The sequence below is a fragment of the Chitinophaga sp. YIM B06452 genome, assembly GCF_039655965.1.
In the GTDB taxonomy this organism is placed as follows: domain Bacteria; phylum Bacteroidota; class Bacteroidia; order Chitinophagales; family Chitinophagaceae; genus Chitinophaga.
In genome coordinates this window covers 1113280-1129550 of record NZ_JAWLKY010000002.1, presented here as the reverse complement: position 1 = coordinate 1129550, position 16271 = coordinate 1113280, and the positions used below count along the sequence as shown (strand labels likewise).

General features: G+C 53.4%; 9 protein-coding genes. 6 read left to right on the top strand and 3 right to left on the bottom strand.

Annotation, left to right across the window (positions count from 1 at the left end):
• Positions 1 to 50 precede the first annotated feature (50 nt).
• Together R3I13_RS14310 and R3I13_RS14305 are read right to left on the bottom strand one after the other, a co-directional pair.
• On the bottom strand, positions 51 to 1637 hold the full coding sequence (locus R3I13_RS14310) for a SusD/RagB family nutrient-binding outer membrane lipoprotein (protein WP_346318646.1): 1587 nt from the start codon (positions 1635 to 1637) through the stop codon (positions 51 to 53).
• 19 nt (positions 1638 to 1656) lie between these two features.
• The gene (locus R3I13_RS14305) at positions 1657 to 4905 is read right to left on the bottom strand and encodes a SusC/RagA family TonB-linked outer membrane protein (protein WP_346318645.1); all 3249 of its coding nucleotides are present in this window, start codon (positions 4903 to 4905) and stop codon (positions 1657 to 1659) included.
• A 1122-nt stretch (positions 4906 to 6027) separates the two neighbouring features.
• Here R3I13_RS14305 and R3I13_RS14300 point away from each other — a divergent pair.
• On the top strand, positions 6028 to 9318 hold the full coding sequence (locus R3I13_RS14300; protein ID WP_346318644.1) for a SusC/RagA family TonB-linked outer membrane protein: 3291 nt from the start codon (positions 6028 to 6030) through the stop codon (positions 9316 to 9318).
• A gap of 17 nt (positions 9319 to 9335) precedes the next feature.
• The gene (locus R3I13_RS14295; RefSeq protein WP_346318643.1) at positions 9336 to 11027 is read left to right on the top strand and encodes a SusD/RagB family nutrient-binding outer membrane lipoprotein; all 1692 of its coding nucleotides are present in this window, start codon (positions 9336 to 9338) and stop codon (positions 11025 to 11027) included.
• Positions 11028 to 11100: 73 nt separating this feature from the next.
• Here the strand turns inward: R3I13_RS14295 and mutS are convergent, their stop codons facing one another.
• Entirely contained in the window at positions 11101 to 13701 is a 2601-nt protein-coding gene (gene mutS / locus R3I13_RS14290) for a DNA mismatch repair protein MutS (protein WP_346318642.1), read from the bottom strand.
• Positions 13702 to 13755: 54 nt separating this feature from the next.
• Between mutS and R3I13_RS14285 the strand changes: the two genes are divergently transcribed.
• Genes R3I13_RS14285 through def form a run of 4 tightly spaced genes read left to right on the top strand, consistent with a single transcriptional unit; the run spans position 13756 to position 16218 of the window.
• On the top strand, positions 13756 to 14289 hold the full coding sequence (locus R3I13_RS14285; protein WP_346318641.1) for an RNA methyltransferase: 534 nt from the start codon (positions 13756 to 13758) through the stop codon (positions 14287 to 14289).
• 5 nt (positions 14290 to 14294) lie between these two features.
• Complete coding sequence (locus tag R3I13_RS14280; protein ID WP_346318640.1) at positions 14295 to 15164, top strand: UbiA-like polyprenyltransferase; 870 nt, start codon at positions 14295 to 14297, stop codon at positions 15162 to 15164.
• A gap of 3 nt (positions 15165 to 15167) precedes the next feature.
• Positions 15168 to 15584, top strand: a complete 417-nt coding sequence (gene ruvX / locus R3I13_RS14275) for a Holliday junction resolvase RuvX (RefSeq protein WP_346318639.1) — start codon at positions 15168 to 15170, stop codon at positions 15582 to 15584.
• A 55-nt stretch (positions 15585 to 15639) separates the two neighbouring features.
• Entirely contained in the window at positions 15640 to 16218 is a 579-nt protein-coding gene (gene def, locus R3I13_RS14270) for a peptide deformylase (RefSeq protein ID WP_346318638.1), read from the top strand.
• Positions 16219 to 16271: the final 53 nt, after the last annotated feature.

The following is a 16271-nucleotide window of genomic DNA, read 5'->3' as shown; positions in this document are numbered from 1 at the left end:
TTTTCTTTTGAAAAGAAGTAAAAGAGGCCGCAGCCTCTTTTTGGAAATAATTACCTGCCCGTCCACCAAACCGGGGTGGTGTAGTTGTTGGCGGCTTTCACAGCCTGGAAGTTTGCCGGGTTGTTCAGCTCTTCACTGGTCGGGTATACGGTTCTCTCCATCATCCGGATATTGCTCGGCGCTTTGCGCACCCTTGCGCCCAGCTCTTTCATCAGCCTGCGCGTATCCGCCCATAGCTCGTAAGGTTTGAGCATGTTGTAGTGGATATACCGCTGGTCGTAGATCAGCCCGATCTTTTCATTGCCCGCTGCCGTGTTGAACTCGGCCACTTTCTGGTCGAGGAAAGTGTTGATCACGGCGTCTGAAGGCTTGGTGGCCTTGGAGGCGGGAATGAAACCGGTGTAATTCTGGTCCTGGTTGAGCGCGTTGATCTCGTAATAAATATCGATGGACTCTTTGATGGCCGCACGGTATTCGTCTGCCGCGGTGATCGTAAGGTCTGCCCAGCGCAGCTTCGCTTCCGCTTTCAGGAGATGTATCTCCGAAGACGTAATGATCTGGTAAGGCATGCCGAAGTTGCGTTCGAAAGTAGTGCGGTTATAAAAAGAAGGGAAAGTGGCCGCCAGGTTGCTGGTAGTGATCTGGCCTGAAATTGCGGTTACATCCGGCGCTTCAGTCGGCATGGCGGTGTAGTTGCCGTCTTTGTCGGGCTGGAACAGTACGGGGATGCGAGGATCGTCCGCAAAACCGGGCTTGCGCATTAGATTCAGCATGTTTGCCGGCACGAAGAGGCGCGCTGTCATCCTTTCTGAAAGCGAGCGGAAAATGAGCAGCTCCATGGCCCTGTCCTGCTGTTTGTCTACCAGCGTGATGGAAGTAGCCCTGTCTTTTGCATACACATCATCGGCCAGCACTTCCTGGATAGTGCTTTTTGCCAGCGCGGGCGATACATTGGTAAGGCGCAACGCCAGGCGCATCCGCAGGCTGTTGATGAACACCCGCCATTTGGTGATATCGCCGCCGAAATAGATGTCGTTGCGGGGAAACTGCTGTTGTATAAAACTACTGTTCAGCGTGTATCCCTTCAGGTTAGTGGATATTTCTTTCAGGCTTGCCAGCATGGCCGGGTATATGTCCGATTGTTTGTCGAACGGGGGCGTGAAATTAAGCTCCGCTCCCTGCATGGCTTTGAAGTAGGGCACATCGCCGCAGATGTCCGTCAGCTGGTGGTAGATGTACTCTTTCACCGCGCCGCCCGTCCACATAAAGATCTCGTAATCTTTCTTGTCCTGCTCGGGCAGGGTGTTGTACAACTGCTGCATGGCTGCATAGGATCGCAGCTTGCCGAATGCGTCGGAATACGGGTCGTGCACCCATGAAAAGCTGCTGGGCGCGCCGTCGTTCTGGAAACCGCCGGAGCCCAGGATGGGATTGAGCGTATTGAAATTATGGAACATTTCCCCGTAGGAATACCTGAAGATACCAAGCTGTTGCTGCAGGTTCGTATAAAAACCTTCTATGGTCGGGTCGGTGAATCCGTCGGGATCCAGGTAAAGGTCTTCCAGTTTGCTTTTGCAGGAAACGACCGATAGCAGCAGCAACCCGGCTAGTATGTTGAATATGTTTTTCTTTTTCATGTTGTTCAGTTTTGTGCTGTTAAAACGATGCCCTGATGCTTGCGCCGTAGCTCCTGGTAGTGGGGAATGCGTTGTTTTCGTAGAATACGTTCGTGCCGTTCAGCGCTTCCGCATCTACGTTCGGCATTGTTTTGTAGATATACCAGAGGTTATTGGCAAACAGCGATACTGCAAGCCTCTCAAAACCGATCCTGCCAATGGTCTTCTTCGGCAGCTCGTAAGTGAGCACAATGTTGCGCAGCTTGATGTAATCGTTTTTATACACGATGTCCGGCTGGATGTCCATGAACGTTTGCCAGTAGTAAGAGTGCTTGTCTGCCGCGGTAATGATGGTCTCATTCTGTTTCCCGTCCGCATCTACGCCTGGCAGTATCACGCCGTCGTGCATGATGAACGGATACTTGGAATCGCCCGGTACCGGCGAAGTGTGGCTGGGCAGCAATACCAGTGTGCTGTTGTTGTTGATGTAGTAGGGGAGGCCGCCGTGCGCTTCGTCGCGGTACGCGGTGGTGGAAGCCGCGGAGCCGTTGCCCACCATGTACATATTGGTTTGGGAAACGAGCGTGGAACCGAACTGGTAATCGATGTTGAAGTCGAGTGAGAAACCTTTGTAGGCAATGGTGTTGTTGAAACCGCCGGCAATGTCTGGCAGCACTTTGCCGATCACTTCTTCCTTGGTGGGATCGGTGGAATAATAACCTGCTTCGGTGATCCTCACGCCGTTTTCATTCACTTTATAAGGTCTTACCACCACCTGGCCCCATGGCTGGCCTTCTACCGCCACCACTTTGGCGCCGGACATGCCCCAGAGGTTTTGCGAGGTAATACCCTGCGCCAGCTTTTTCACTTTCGGTTTGTCGCTGTGGAAGTTCAGCACGGTATTCCAGTTGAAATCCGCAGTTTTGAGCGGTGTGGCGTTGATGAATACTTCAATGCCTTTGTTGGAGATCTGCCCGGCATTGATCCTGGTGGAGTTATAGCCGGAAGAGGGGGATACACTCAGCCCCATGATCTGGTCGTAGGTGTTGCCGTTGTAATAGTTCACTTCCAGGCCCAGGCGGTTGTTGAGGAATTTGGTCTCAAGCCCCAGTTCAACTTCGCGTTTGCGTTCCGGCTTCAGGTCTTCAGGCGGGCGCGCATCGCGCGGAGCGTAGGTGATCACCCCGCCGTAGTTGCTGATGTCGTATACGTTGTTGGAAAAGTATTCCGGGCCGGGGCGGCCAACGTCTGCCCAGGCGATCCTGAACTTACCGAAGCTGACCCAGGACGGCATTTTCAGTTGTTCGCTGAATAACCAGGATACGCTGGCCCCGGGGTAGAAGTAGGAGTTGTTGGCCGGCGGAAGGATGGACGACCAGTCGTTCCTGCCCTGCAATTCCAGGTACAGCCATTCCTTAAATCCTATCTGCACAGAGCCAAATGCTCCGTACAGCAGGCTGTAGCGGCGGAAACCGTCACTTTCGGTAGGCGTATTTTTTGAATTCTTAAAGGAGAACCAATCCCGGGTGATGAAACCGTTTCTCGTGGTCCTGCTGGTCCAGTCGCTGGTGCGCTTCTGTATCACGCCGCCTACGAATGCATTCAGGCTGAAGTTGGGATTGAGTTGTTTCTCGTAGTTCAGCAGCGCCTGGCCATTGTAATATACGTCGGTGCTGTTGTAGAGGTAATACTTGCCGCCTTCGCCCATGGCGAGCGGCCTGCGGAGTTTTTCCTTCTGCTCGTTCTTATTCGTTATCCAGTCGAAACCGCCCAGCAGCTGGAATTTCAAGCCCTTGGCGATATCCACATCGATGGTGGCGGAATTGATGAAGTGATTGCGGGTATTGTCGTAATCATTTTGCATCTGGTTCCAGAAATAATTGCCTGCAAGCCCTTCACGTACGATACCGCCGGTAGGGTAGCGGCTCTGCCGGTTGTCCATAGCCCACCAGAAGTAGTCGTCGTTCGCATGGTCCACGATCTGCGTGCGCAGCAGGTCAACATCCAGCTGCCGGGGCACGCCGTAGGTCACAAACACGTCCTGGTTGGTAGGCGGCGAGTTGTGGTTGAAGGTATTTGCATAAGTGCTCACCAGCTTGAAGTTCACGCGGTTGGTGATCTTAATGTTGCCGTTGAAGGTGAAGTTGTTGTCGTGCAGCTTAAATCCTTCGAAGATGCCTTTGTAATCCTTGCGGGTATAGGAAACGCGGAAGCCGCCGTTTTCGCCGCCGCCCTGCAGGGAAACGTTGGCGGTGCTGGTGTTGCCGTTGCGGTAGAATTTGCGGATGTTATCCGGCTGGGGCGCGTAGGGTCTCATCACGCTGTCGTACCAGAGTATCTGGCGGCCGTCCATTTTGGGGCCGAAGTTGTAGTTGGTGGGATAGTAGGCTTGTTTGCCGAAACGCTGGTAAAAGCCTTCTCCGTCTACTACGCCGGGGTTCACCCATGCGGCGGGGAAACCGGAGCCGAATTCGTTCTGGAATTCCTGCATGATCCATACACGGTCCATGGAATTGGAAAGATTTACGTCCACGCCGAAGCCTTTCTTTTTAGCGCCGCTTTTGGTGGTGATGAGTATCACGCCATTGGCGCCCTGTGAGCCGTAAAGCACAGCGGCTTTGGCGCCTTTCAGCACGTCGAACGTGGCAATGTCGTCCATATTGAGGTCGTTGAGCCCGTTGCCGGTGCTGCGGTTGATCTCCGTCGGCCCGTCCACCATGGGGATGCCATCTATCACAATGAGCGGCCTGGTGCTGGATTGCTCGGTGAGGGCCACGGCATTGCGGACGTTGATGCTGATGCCGCCTGCGGGCCCGAGCGCGGTGCCGGTGATCTTAAGACCGGCCACCTGGCCATAAAGCGCGCTGAAGGCGTTCACGGACGAACCGATATTTTCCAGCTGCTCTGCTTTCACGGTGCCCTGTGAGTAGCCCAGGGCTTTGCGGGCGCGGGGAATGTTGAGGCCGGTCACCACCACTTCGTCCAGGCCGGTTACGTCTTCCTGGAGAGTGATGTTGTAGGAAGCGGATTCACCGGTCCTGACCTCCTGGCGGAGGAAGCCGATGTAATTAAATACAAGGGTAGCGTTGGGCGCTACGCTGAGGCGGTAGCTGCCGTCTGCCTGGGAGATGGCGCCGTTGCTGGTGCCTTTTTCGGTGACGGTAACACCGGGAATGCCTTCCCCGCTGGCGTTACGCACGGTTCCGGTCACGGTCTTTTTAGCCTGTGCAAAGGAGATCTGGTTGCACAGGCTAATGAAGACCGCTAAAAGTAGTAGCGTTCTTTTCATTGTACTCTGTTTTAGTTTAAATGCGTAAAAAGATATATCCCGGGGCTCAATGCCGGGTTGGTTGAATGGGGAAATAGAGGACCCAGGTGCTGATGATCCTTATTCGTTCAAGCGATTTTTGGTTTACGATGCTGTTAGTGTACTGTGTTGCGTTATTCGTGTTTTGGTTGTTTGTTGCTTCAAAAATGGCCTGTTTATAGTTTAGATCTGGTTCACTGCTGACGTTATCTTGCCGGTATATATTTTGGTTGACCACATGGAATTTCACTGTCTGCGGGGCCGCTGTCCGGGCTCAACACTAAAACGTTTTAGCCTCTCTTTCAAAAAAAAGAACCCGGGTGAGTAGTTTGCCCTGTTCTGAGATTATTTCCTAACGTTTCATTTAATTGTTACCCAAACTTACCTAATTTTTTGAAAACGGCCATAGCCGTTTATCAAATTTTTAAGGGAGGGCGTAACAAGATGAGATTACCCTCTTCGCTATACGAAATCGGTTGCATGATGCTGCCGAAACTGAGTGTTGGCCAGATTTTGCAAGCGATGCAAAAAGATTTGCATAGGATATTCGCGCGGAGTGATATTTTTTTCCGGATTGTTAGCGTAATCTTAAGAGCATATCAAAAAAAAGTTAAATTTTCTTTTGTGACCTTGTAAAGTTTAACTAAGTTGCAGGCGTTCGTTTTTTCCGAACCAAATCTGTGCGAGTTGAAAGAAAATGAAGCGCCCCGGAACGTCACAGGTTTTTTTTATTGGTAAAATGCTAAAACGTTTTATGCAATAAATTAAAACCCCTGACCCGTGAAAATGAAGGAGGAGCAAAGGATGCACAGTTTTTTTATTGATAAAATGCTAAAACGTTTTATCTGGTGCCGGGAAAAACGGAGAAAAGTGAACATCGCTGGCTTTAGAGAACAAAAAATGGTAGCAACGAACTAAATCGATCTCTTTTTTACAGCCACACTATATGTAAACCAGCCCTGACAGGGCAGGAAGGAATTGTATTGCATTGTAACTGATGCGAACGGGCTTGTTATGCCCTGCCCGCAACATCAGCTTCAAACAATAATGGATAACTATTAACTATTTGTTTTCACGTTTCAAAACTTAAAATCTAAGGAAGCTATGCGAAGAATTCTTCTGCTCGCCACGCTGCTGTCTTTCTGCTTCGCCCCGCTCGCATGGGCACAGAACCAAAAAGCAGTGACCGGCACTGTCAAGGATGTTAACGGTCAGCTGTTACCAGGCGTAACAGTCATGGAAAAAGGAACACAGAAAGGCACCGTGACCGCTGCGGATGGTTCCTTCAAGATCAGTGCAGACCCCGCCGGCACACTGGTTTTCACGTTTATGGGATACGCCCAGCAGGAAGTGCCCGTTTCCTCCGCTTCTTTCGACATCATCCTGAAAGAAGATTCAAAGAATCTCAATGAAGTAGTGGTAACCGCCCTCGGCTTCAAACGCGAACAGCGGAAACTCGGCTACGCCGTTACAGAACTGAAAGGCTCCGAAGTAGCCAAAACCAATGCCATCAACCCCGTTGCAGCGCTCCAGGGTAAAGTGGCCGGCCTGGATATTTCCGGCGCGGCAGGCGGTCCGCAGGCTGCCAACCGCATCGTGTTGCGCGGCGCCAAATCGCTGAATGGTAAAGACCAGCCCATCTTCGTGATAGACGGTACCATCTTCGAAAACGATGATGCGGACAACGCAGTGAACTTCGGTAACGTGCTCAAAAACTTCAACCCTGACGATTTTGAATCCGTGACCGTGCTCAAAGGTGCAGCCGCTACCGCTCTTTACGGTACCCGTGCCATCAACGGCGCCATCCTCATCACCACCAAAAAAGGCACTACCCGCAAAGGCCTCGGCGTAGACTTCAGCCAGACCGTGCAGTTCGAGCAGGTATACCGCACGCCCATCGCATTGCAGAATACGTATGGCGCAGGCTACAATCCTTTCTTCAACACGGACGCTGACGGCAATGTAGTGCAGTGGGCCGGCGCATACAGCTTTGGCCCGAAAATGGACGGCACCATGGCCAAGATCATCAATGGCGATATTGTGCCATTCAGCGCACAGCCCAACAACTGGAAAAACACTTACCAGACCGGTAAATATTTTAATACCAACGTGGCCGTGGAAGGCGGCAACGAAAAAGCGAACTTCCGCTTTTCTTACTCCCACGTGGACAATAACAGCGTGATGCCGAACAACGGTTTCAAGAGAGACGCATTCTCCCTGAAATCATCCGCCGTTATTTCCAAATTCCTCTCCGCTGAGGGCGGCGTGGCCTTCACTTCCAGCGAAACCACCAATCCCACCCGCCAGGGCGGTGATTACACCAACGAAAACGTTGGCCGCAAATGGATCTACATCTTCCCGCGCAACTACGATCCCGGTTACTGGCAGGCACGCTACATGGGCCCGGACCCCGGCAAGCAGGACCTGAGCAATTACCTGGGCCAGTATCCCGGCGCAGATTATTGGTTCTCCCTGGAAAACGACAACTGGGTGCGCAAGGAAAAGCTCCTCATGGGTAATCTCTCCCTCACCGGCACGGCTACCGACTGGCTGAAATTCATCGCACGCGGTAACTTCAGCTACGAGCAGCAGGCAGACGACCGCCGCCAGCTGGGCTGGGGACCTAACTACACCGGGAGCCGCGGCCTGTTCGTGCTTTCCGGCCAGAACAAAACGCAGTACACCTTCACCGGTATGGCGGTGATCACCCCGAAACTGGGTTCAGACTTTACCGCCAGCCTCAACCTGGGTGCTGAAACCTGGACCTCCGGCATCGGCAACAGCTTCCGCACCAGCACCTCCGGCGGCCTTCGCATCCCCGGCATGTACGCCATGACCAACAGCGTAAACCCGCTGGAAGCACAGGCAAAAACGCTCGCGCAGAAAAGGATCAACTCGCTTTTCTTCGCAGCCAGCTTCTCTTATAAGAACGCATGGTTCCTGGATGTGACCGGCCGTAACGACTGGTCTTCCGCGCTCATGTACCCTGATGGCCACGGAACGCCTTCTTACTTCTATCCGTCAGTGGGCGCAGCATGGGAATTCACTGAAAGCCTGAAGAGCAGCATGCCTTCCTGGATCAGTTACGGTAAGCTCCGCGCTTCTTACGCCTTTGTAGGCGGCGACATGGTGCCCTGGGAAAACAACGCCGGCTTTGTCACTTCCTCCCTCTGGAATGGCGCCGGTTCCGGCAGCGTGCCCATCAACGAATACTACCAGTCCAACACCCTGCCCAACATGAACCTGAAACCGTCCACTTCCAGCTCTGTTGAGGTGGGTGCTGACGTGCGTTTCCTCAATAACCGCCTCGGCCTGGATGTGGCCTGGTACCGTTCCACCATCAAAGACCAGATCATCAAGATCCCGGTAACGATGGAATCGGGCGTGAGAGAGCGTTTCATTAATGCAGGCAAATTCAGTAACAGCGGTATCGAGATAGCCATCAACGCGAAAGCCATCGAATCCAAGAACTTTAACTGGGACGTAACCCTGAATGGCAGCAAGAACAATAACAAGATCATTTCCCTTTTCGGTAACGAGAAAGAATATGAAATGGCTAACGACCAGGACGTGAGAGTGCTGGCAATGGTTGGCGCCGCGTATGGCGTGATCCAGACCAACTATGGCTACACCCGCTACGTTGGCAAAGACGCGAACGACCCGAACAACGGCAAACCCATCATTTCACCCAACAGCGCGGACCAGCCCTATAAATTCAAGCGCGGCGCCGCAGTGGTGGGTAATATCACGCCTGACTTCAACCTGGGCCTGAGCAACAATTTCAACTACAAGAACTGGAGCCTTGGCTTCCTCGTACAGGCAAGGATCGGCGGCGACATGTTCTCCGCTTCCCACCAGTATGGCACGGGCCGCGGTACGGTAGCCAGCACCATCAACGGCCGTGATGCAGAGCACGGCGGTCTTGCATGGACGGACAACTCAGGCCGCCAGCGCAACGACGGTATTCTCCCCGAAGGCGTATTTGAAGACGGTTATAAGATCACCCACAACGGCCAGGAAGTGAATCTCGGCGGCATGAGTTACCGGGATGCATACGATAAAGGGTATGTGAAGCCATTGAGCCCGTACCAGTATTACAGCATGGTGGGCGATTGGGGTATCGGTATCCGCGAGGCATCCGTGTTCGACGCATCTTATGTTGCACTGCGCGAAGTGTCCATCGGTTATACTATGCCCAGCAGCATTGCTGAAAAGATCCGCATGAATAAAGTGCGTGTGCTGCTCATCGGCCGTAACCTCGGTTACCTCTACAACAACCTGCCCGACCACATCAACCCGGAAAGCCTCCGGAACAACAGCACCAGCGCATTTTCTGAATACGGCGGCGCGCCGTTCGTGCGGAATATGGCAGTAACCCTTCAACTTGGCTTCTAATTTCAAAACAGACAATCATGAAAGCGATTCATAAATTTGGAATAGGCGCGCTGGCCCTCGCAACACTGGTCAGCTCCTGCACAAAGGACTTCGAGAACATCAATAAAAATCCCGAGATCACGGACGATATTTCACCCGAACAGCTCATTACCACGTCCCAGAAAGCAATGGTAGACCGCGATTTTGACTGGTTCTACGAGCACTACCAGTACCTCATGCGTTACATGCAGTTCACCGTAAGCTATGCAGACGGTAATACCGGCGGCATGTTTTCCAACCCCCGCGTGAATGAGTATTACAACGGGTTTTACACCAACATCGGCCGCAACCTGTCTGCCATCCAGCAGATCGTGGACAAGAAAACGGGAGATGATAAAACGTATTATTCCCAGGTAAGGGCGGTTGCCACTGTGAACAAAGTATACGCAGCCTTCCGCGTGATGGATGTGAACGGCAGCATTCCCTACACCGAGGCTTTCCAGGCCCGTGTGGGCGAAGGCAGCTTCCTGCCGGCTTACGATAACCAGGAAAAACTCTTTGGCGTATTCGACGCGGAGCTGAAAGCGGCTGTCACGGCGCTAACCACTCCGGGCCAGTATATGTCTATTGGTTCCATGGACCTGTTTTACAACGGCGATGCCGCCAAGTGGGCCAAAGCCGCCAACGTGCTGCGCCTGAAGATCGCGATGCGCCTGAGCAAACGCAATCCCGACAGGCTGAAAGCGATCGCTGCCGAAGTAATGGCCAGCCCGGCCGGTCTGTTTGCAGGCAATGCGGAGGAATGGAAATTCATTTCCACTACCAACTTCGCAAGAGGCGGCAACTGGAATGCGCAGGGCAACCCTACCAGGGGCGGCAAAACTTTGATAGACTTCATGTACGATACCCAGGACCCGCGCCTGAGCCTGTTCTTCAAAAAGAACGCTTTCACGCTGGCTACCTTTAACCGTCTGAAAGCCGGCGGCGCATTCCCTGCATCAGCGGTGTACAATCCCCGCCAGTATGTAGGCATGCCCGAAAGCCCGGATGACCAGAACAATGCGGTTTATAAGCCTTTGTTCGGCGTGAAACGTTACAACATCGTGGAAGGCGGTAAAAACGTAACGGTGGAAGTGGATACGCTTTCCTCGTTCCAGAACCGCATCTTCGACCTTGGTTCAGACGGCAACCTGGACGGTAAATACACCCAGCCGATGATCACTTACGCAGAAATGTGTTTCATGCTCTCAGAACTTTCCCTCAAGGGCATCATCACCGGCGATGCGGCAGACTGGTACAACAAAGGCGTAACGGCTTCCGTGAATGCCTACAGCGCCATCGCTACGCTGGCTGCAGCCGTGGAATTTGTGCCTGCAACGCCTGAGGCCATTACCGCGTACCTGGCCAAACCAGCCATCGCCTTTACCGGCACAAATGCGGAGAAGCTGGAAAAGATCGGTATCCAGCAATATATTAACAGCTTTAAAACTCCCTGGGAAGCATGGGGTTATTACAAGCTGCTGGGCTACCCGAAAGTTGGGGGCATCCTCAACCGCAGGGAATTCATCGCGAGTGGTGTGAAGCTGGAAGTTCCGCGCCGCTGGCCTCTGCCCGTTTCCAACCAGAATATCGACAACTACAATAAAGCAGTAGCTGAGATGAAGGCATCCGGCGAATACGGCAACGCGGTGGAAGATATCACCGGCCGTGTTTGGTGGGATAAAAAATAGTGAAGAATGAAATAATAGCTGAAAAAGCCCCGGTGGTTTGCCGGGGCTTTTTATTTTAGTATATACGTTACCGTTATTGCAGCAGGTCCTTGATCTCGCTCAGCTTCATTAAAGCCTCCACGGGTGTGAGCCGGTTGATGTCCACCGCGGTGAGTTTCTCGCGGATGTGCTGGAAGGTGTCGCTGTGCGCGTCAAAGATGCTGAGCTGTACTTTCTGCACGGGCGCCGCGATCTGCTGCATAGGCGCTTCGATGTGCTGGCTTTCCAGCTGGGAGAGTATTTCGTTGGCCCGGTTGATCAGCTGAGGCGGCATGCCCGCGATCTTCGCTACATGGATACCGAAGCTGTGCCTGCTGCCGCCCGGCGCCAGCTTACGCAGGAAGATGATCTTGTTGCCTACTTCTTTGTTGGTGATGTGGAAATTCTTCACGCGGGAATGCGTGTTCTCCAGCTCGTTTAGCTCATGGTAGTGCGTGGCAAACAAAGTTTTCGGGCGGTGATCGGTCATGTCGTGCAGGTACTCCACGATGCTCCAGGCGATGGAGATGCCGTCGTAAGTACTGGTGCCACGGCCTATTTCGTCGAGGATGATGAGGCTGCGCGGAGTGATGTTGTTGATGATGCTGGCGGTTTCGTTCATTTCCACCATGAAGGTACTTTCGCCGCCGCTCAGGTTGTCTGACGCGCCCACGCGGGTAAATATCTTGTCCGTAAGCCCGATCTCCGCTGCGGAAGCGGGTACGAAGCTGCCCATGTGCGCCATGAGCGTGATGAGCGCCGTTTGCCGCAACAGGGCCGATTTACCGCTCATGTTGGGCCCGGTGAGAATAATTACCTGCTGTTCGTCGCGGTGCAGCAGCAGGTCGTTCGTTACATAACTTTCGCCGGCAGGCAGGCCCTGTTCGATCACGGGGTGACGGCCTTCTTTGATATCGATGTTATAAGATTCGTTCACTACAGGACGGCGGTATTTGAACTGCACGGCGTTGTGCGCGAAGCACAGCAGGCAGTCCAGCCGGGCGAGCGCCTGCGCATTGCGCTGGATGGGCACGATGTATTCCTGCAAAGCCAGCAGCAGCGCATCGTACAGCTGCATTTCCAGCGAGAGTATCTTTTCTTCCGCGCCGGTGATCTTTTCCTCGTATTCCTTCAGCTCGGGCGTGATGTAACGTTCGGCGTTGGCCAGCGTTTGCTTGCGTATCCAGGTGTTCGGCACTTTGTTCTTGTGCGTGTTGGTCACTTCCAGATAATAACCGAACACGTTGTTGAAGGCCACTTTTAGCGAAGGGATGCCGGTGGCTTCGGATTCCTGCTGCTGGATGCGCAGCAGGTATTCTTTGCCGGAAGTGGCAATGGCACGGAGGTCGTCCAGCGCGGCGTCTGTGCCTTCGCGGATCACGCCGCCCTTGTTGGCCAGTACGGGCGGGTTGTCCGCTATCTCGCTCAGGATCCTGTCCAGGATGGGCTGGCAGGGATCGAGCTGCTCCTGCAGCTGGCGGAGCAATGTATTGTCGGTGGCCGATAATGTATTGGCTATTTCGCTTACCTGTTGCAGGGCTTTGGCCAGCTGCATCACTTCGCGCGGGTTGATCTTTTTGAGCGGTATCTTGGATACCAGCCTTTCGAGGTCTCCCACGATCTTGAGGTGTGTTTGCAGCAGGCGGGTGTTGTCTGCCTCGCGGATGAGCGTTTCCACGGCATCCAGCCGCTCGTTGATCTTCGTGATATCGCGCAGCGGGAAAATGATCCAGCGTTTCAGCAGGCGTGCGCCCATGGGGGAGAGGGTATTGTCCAGCGTGCCGATCAGCGATTTGCCCTGCTCCACGGTGCTTTGCAGCAGTTCGAGGTTGCGGATGGTGAACCGGTCCATCCAGAGGAAATCTTCCTGGTCTATCCGCGTGAGCGCGGTGATGTGCTGGAGGTTCGGATGCTCGGTATCTTTCAGGTAATGCATGGTGGCGCCCGCCGCGATGATCGCGTCGTTCAGCTCTTCCACGCCAAAACCTTTCAGTGAATGCGTTTCGAAATGTTTATGCAGGATCTCCCTCGCGTAAGTATTGGTAAATATCCACTCTTCAAGGTTATACGTATAAAACCGGCTGCCGAAGGTCTGCCGGAAATGTTTCTGCTGCTGTTTGGCAAACACCACTTCCTGCGGGCGGAAACTTTGCAGGAGCTTGTCGACATACTCCAGGGTACCCTGGGCCACGAAAAATTCCCCGGTGGAAATATCGAGGAAAGCCACGCCGGCCTGGTCGTTTTGCCCGAAATGCACGGCGGCGAGGAAGTTGTTGGTACTGTTGTCCAGCAGCTTGTCGTTTACGGCCACGCCGGGCGTTACCATTTCGGTCACGCCGCGTTTCACGATGCCTTTCACCATTTTCGGGTCTTCCAGCTGGTCGCAGATGGCTACGCGGTGGCCGGCTTTTACAAGTTTGTGCAGGTAAGTATCCAGCGAATGGTGGGGGAACCCTGCAAGGTCTACATAAGAAGCGCTGCCGTTGGCCCTTTTGGTGAGTACAATGCCGAGCACTTTGGATGCGATCACCGCATCCGCGTTGAAAGTTTCATAAAAATCCCCGACCCTGAAAAGCAGCACCGCGTCCGGGTATCGGGCTTTGATAGCGTTGTGCTGCTGCATCAGGGGCGTTTCTTCCGATTTACTTTTAGCCATGCGGCAAATATAAGAACCTGCGGGCATTTACTTACTTCAACTATCTTTGCACCCATGCGGAAGTTAAACATGCAGGAGCTGGGCCGTAAAACGGTGGCTGAGTTTAAGGCGGCGGACAAAACGCCGCTGGTGCTGGTGCTGGACAATGTGCGCAGCATGCACAACGTGGGGTCTGTGTTCAGAACGGCGGATGCTTTCCTGCTGCAGGGCATTGCGCTGTGCGGCTACACGCCCGTGCCCCCGCACCGGGATATCCAGAAAACGGCGTTGGGCGCCACGGAAACGGTGGAATGGCAGTATTTTTCCACCACGGTGGAAGCCGTGCAGGCCCTCAAATCGCAGGGTTATGCCATCATTGCCATCGAGCAGGCGGCGCAAAGCGTGATGCTGGATGTTTTCCGGCCCGGGAATCAGCCGCTTGCGCTGGTGTTTGGCAACGAAGTGTCTGGCGTGGACCCCGCGGTGATGCAGCTGGCAGACGGCTGCATAGAAATTCCCCAGCTGGGCATGAAACATTCCCTCAATATCTCCGTGAGCACGGGCATCGTGATCTGGGACCTGTTTTGTAAACTGAAACCTGTAAATTAGCGGCCATGTCCTCAACTGTTAAGAACTATTTGTCACTGGTAAAGTTCAGCCACACGATCTTCGCCATGCCCTTTGCCATGACGGGTTTTTTTATGGCGGTGGCCTGGGCCGGGCATTCCTTCAGCTGGACGCTGTTGCTGCTCGTGGTGCTCTGCATGGTGTTTGCCCGCAGTGCGGCCATGGCCTTCAACCGCTGGCTGGATGCTGAATTCGACAAAAAGAACCCGCGTACCGCGCAAAGGGAGATACCCGCCGGTATTATTTCCGCTTCAAACGCCCTCTGGTTTGTGATCGGCAACGTGCTGCTTTTTATGGCCACCACCTGGTTCATCAATCCCCTGTGTTTCTTTTTATCCCCCGTTGCCATGCTGGTAGTGCTGGGGTACAGTTATACCAAACGTTTCACCGCCCTCTGCCACCTGGTGCTGGGCGTGGGCCTGAGCCTGGCGCCCATCGGCGCTTTCCTGGCGGTTACCGGGTATTTCAGCCTGCTGCCCGTATTGCTGAGCGTGATGGTGCTGTGCTGGGTGAGCGGCTTCGATATTATTTATGCTTTGCAGGATGAAGAGTTTGACCGCTCCCAGCAACTGCATTCCATTCCCGCCTGGCTGGGCAAGGCCGGCGGCCTGCGTTTTTCGGAAGGGCTGCACCTGGTAGCCGCTGCCATGGCCATTACCATCGGGGTGATGGGGCATTTCAGCTGGCTGTACTGGATCGGCGCGGGTGTTTTTATTTTAATGCTTTTCATGCAGCACAGGCTGGTGAAACCGCATGACCTTTCCCGCGTGAACCTCGCGTTTATGACCACCAACGGCATCGCCAGCGTAGTGTACGCGGTATTCGCGATTGCGGACATGCTGATCTTCAAACCATAAGATATGCCCAGGATACTTGCCATCGATTATGGGAAAAAGCGCACGGGCCTGGCGGTAACGGACCCCCTGAAGATCATTGCCAGCGGCCTGGGCACCGTTCCCTCGCATGAACTGATCCCTTTCCTCAAAAAATATTTCGCCGCCGAACCCGTGGAGCTGATCCTGATAGGCCTGCCCCGCAACCTGGACGGCAGCGCGACGGACGCTACCGCGCTGGTGGAGGAATGCATCAGGATACTGGGGAAACATTTCCCGGATATGCCGCTGAAAAAAGTAGATGAGCGCTTTACCTCCAAAATGGCGTTCAGGAGTATGATAGACAGCGGGATGAAGAAGAAGGACCGGCAGAACAAAGGGCTGGTGGACGAGATCAGCGCGACGATCATTTTGCAGGAATATCTCCAGCACAGCGGCGGGTAAGCCCTTCGCGGAAAAAAAACTAACTTTGCATTTTTCCATTTTTGACTGATAACAGATGATTTTACCAATCGTAGCCTATGGGGCGCCCGTTTTAAGAGAAGTAAGCCAGGACATCACGCCTGATTACCCCGATCTGCAAAAGCTGATCGACAATATGTGGGAAACCATGTACGCCTCCAGCGGGGTAGGCCTGGCCGCACCGCAGATCAACAAGCCCATCCGCCTTTTCGTGGTGGACAGCGAACAGATCATCAACAATCTTGAAGAAGACGAGGAAAACCTCTACCCCGGCGACCATGGCATCAAGCAGGTGTTCATCAACGCGAAGATCGTGGAAACGGAAGGAGACGACTGGTCGTATAACGAAGGCTGCCTGAGCATCCCCAAGATCCGGGAAGACGTGTACCGTCCTGAAAAACTGAAGATCAAATACCTGGATGAGAATTTCCAGCCCCATGAACGCACTTTCCATGGCATTACTGCACGTGTTATTTTCCATGAATATGATCATATAGAAGGCAAACTTTTCATCGATTACCTTAAACCTTTGAAGAAGAGAATGATCAAAGGCAAGCTGGATGACATTTCCAAGGGAAAAGTGAGGGTGGACTACAAAATGTCATTCCCTAAATAGTTGATGGATTTTTCGGGCATTAAAAAAAATAAATATGCCTAAGAATTTCATAT

Bases quoted from the DNA above. Each gene is read 5' to 3' on its own strand.
- R3I13_RS14280 (WP_346318640.1), top strand. From the start codon at position 14,295: ATGTCCTCAACTGTTAAGAACTATTTGTCACTGGTAAAGTTCAGCCAC.
- mutS (WP_346318642.1), bottom strand. From the start codon at position 13,701: ATGGCTAAAAGTAAATCGGAAGAAACGCCCCTGATGCAGCAGCACAAC.
- R3I13_RS14305 (WP_346318645.1), bottom strand. From the start codon at position 4,905: ATGAAAAGAACGCTACTACTTTTAGCGGTCTTCATTAGCCTGTGCAAC.
- ruvX (WP_346318639.1), top strand. From the start codon at position 15,168: ATGCCCAGGATACTTGCCATCGATTATGGGAAAAAGCGCACGGGCCTG.
- R3I13_RS14295 (WP_346318643.1), top strand. From the start codon at position 9,336: ATGAAAGCGATTCATAAATTTGGAATAGGCGCGCTGGCCCTCGCAACA.
- def (WP_346318638.1), top strand. From the start codon at position 15,640: ATGATTTTACCAATCGTAGCCTATGGGGCGCCCGTTTTAAGAGAAGTA.
- R3I13_RS14285 (WP_346318641.1), top strand. From the start codon at position 13,756: ATGCGGAAGTTAAACATGCAGGAGCTGGGCCGTAAAACGGTGGCTGAG.
- R3I13_RS14310 (WP_346318646.1), bottom strand. From the start codon at position 1,637: ATGAAAAAGAAAAACATATTCAACATACTAGCCGGGTTGCTGCTGCTA.
- R3I13_RS14300 (WP_346318644.1), top strand. From the start codon at position 6,028: ATGCGAAGAATTCTTCTGCTCGCCACGCTGCTGTCTTTCTGCTTCGCC.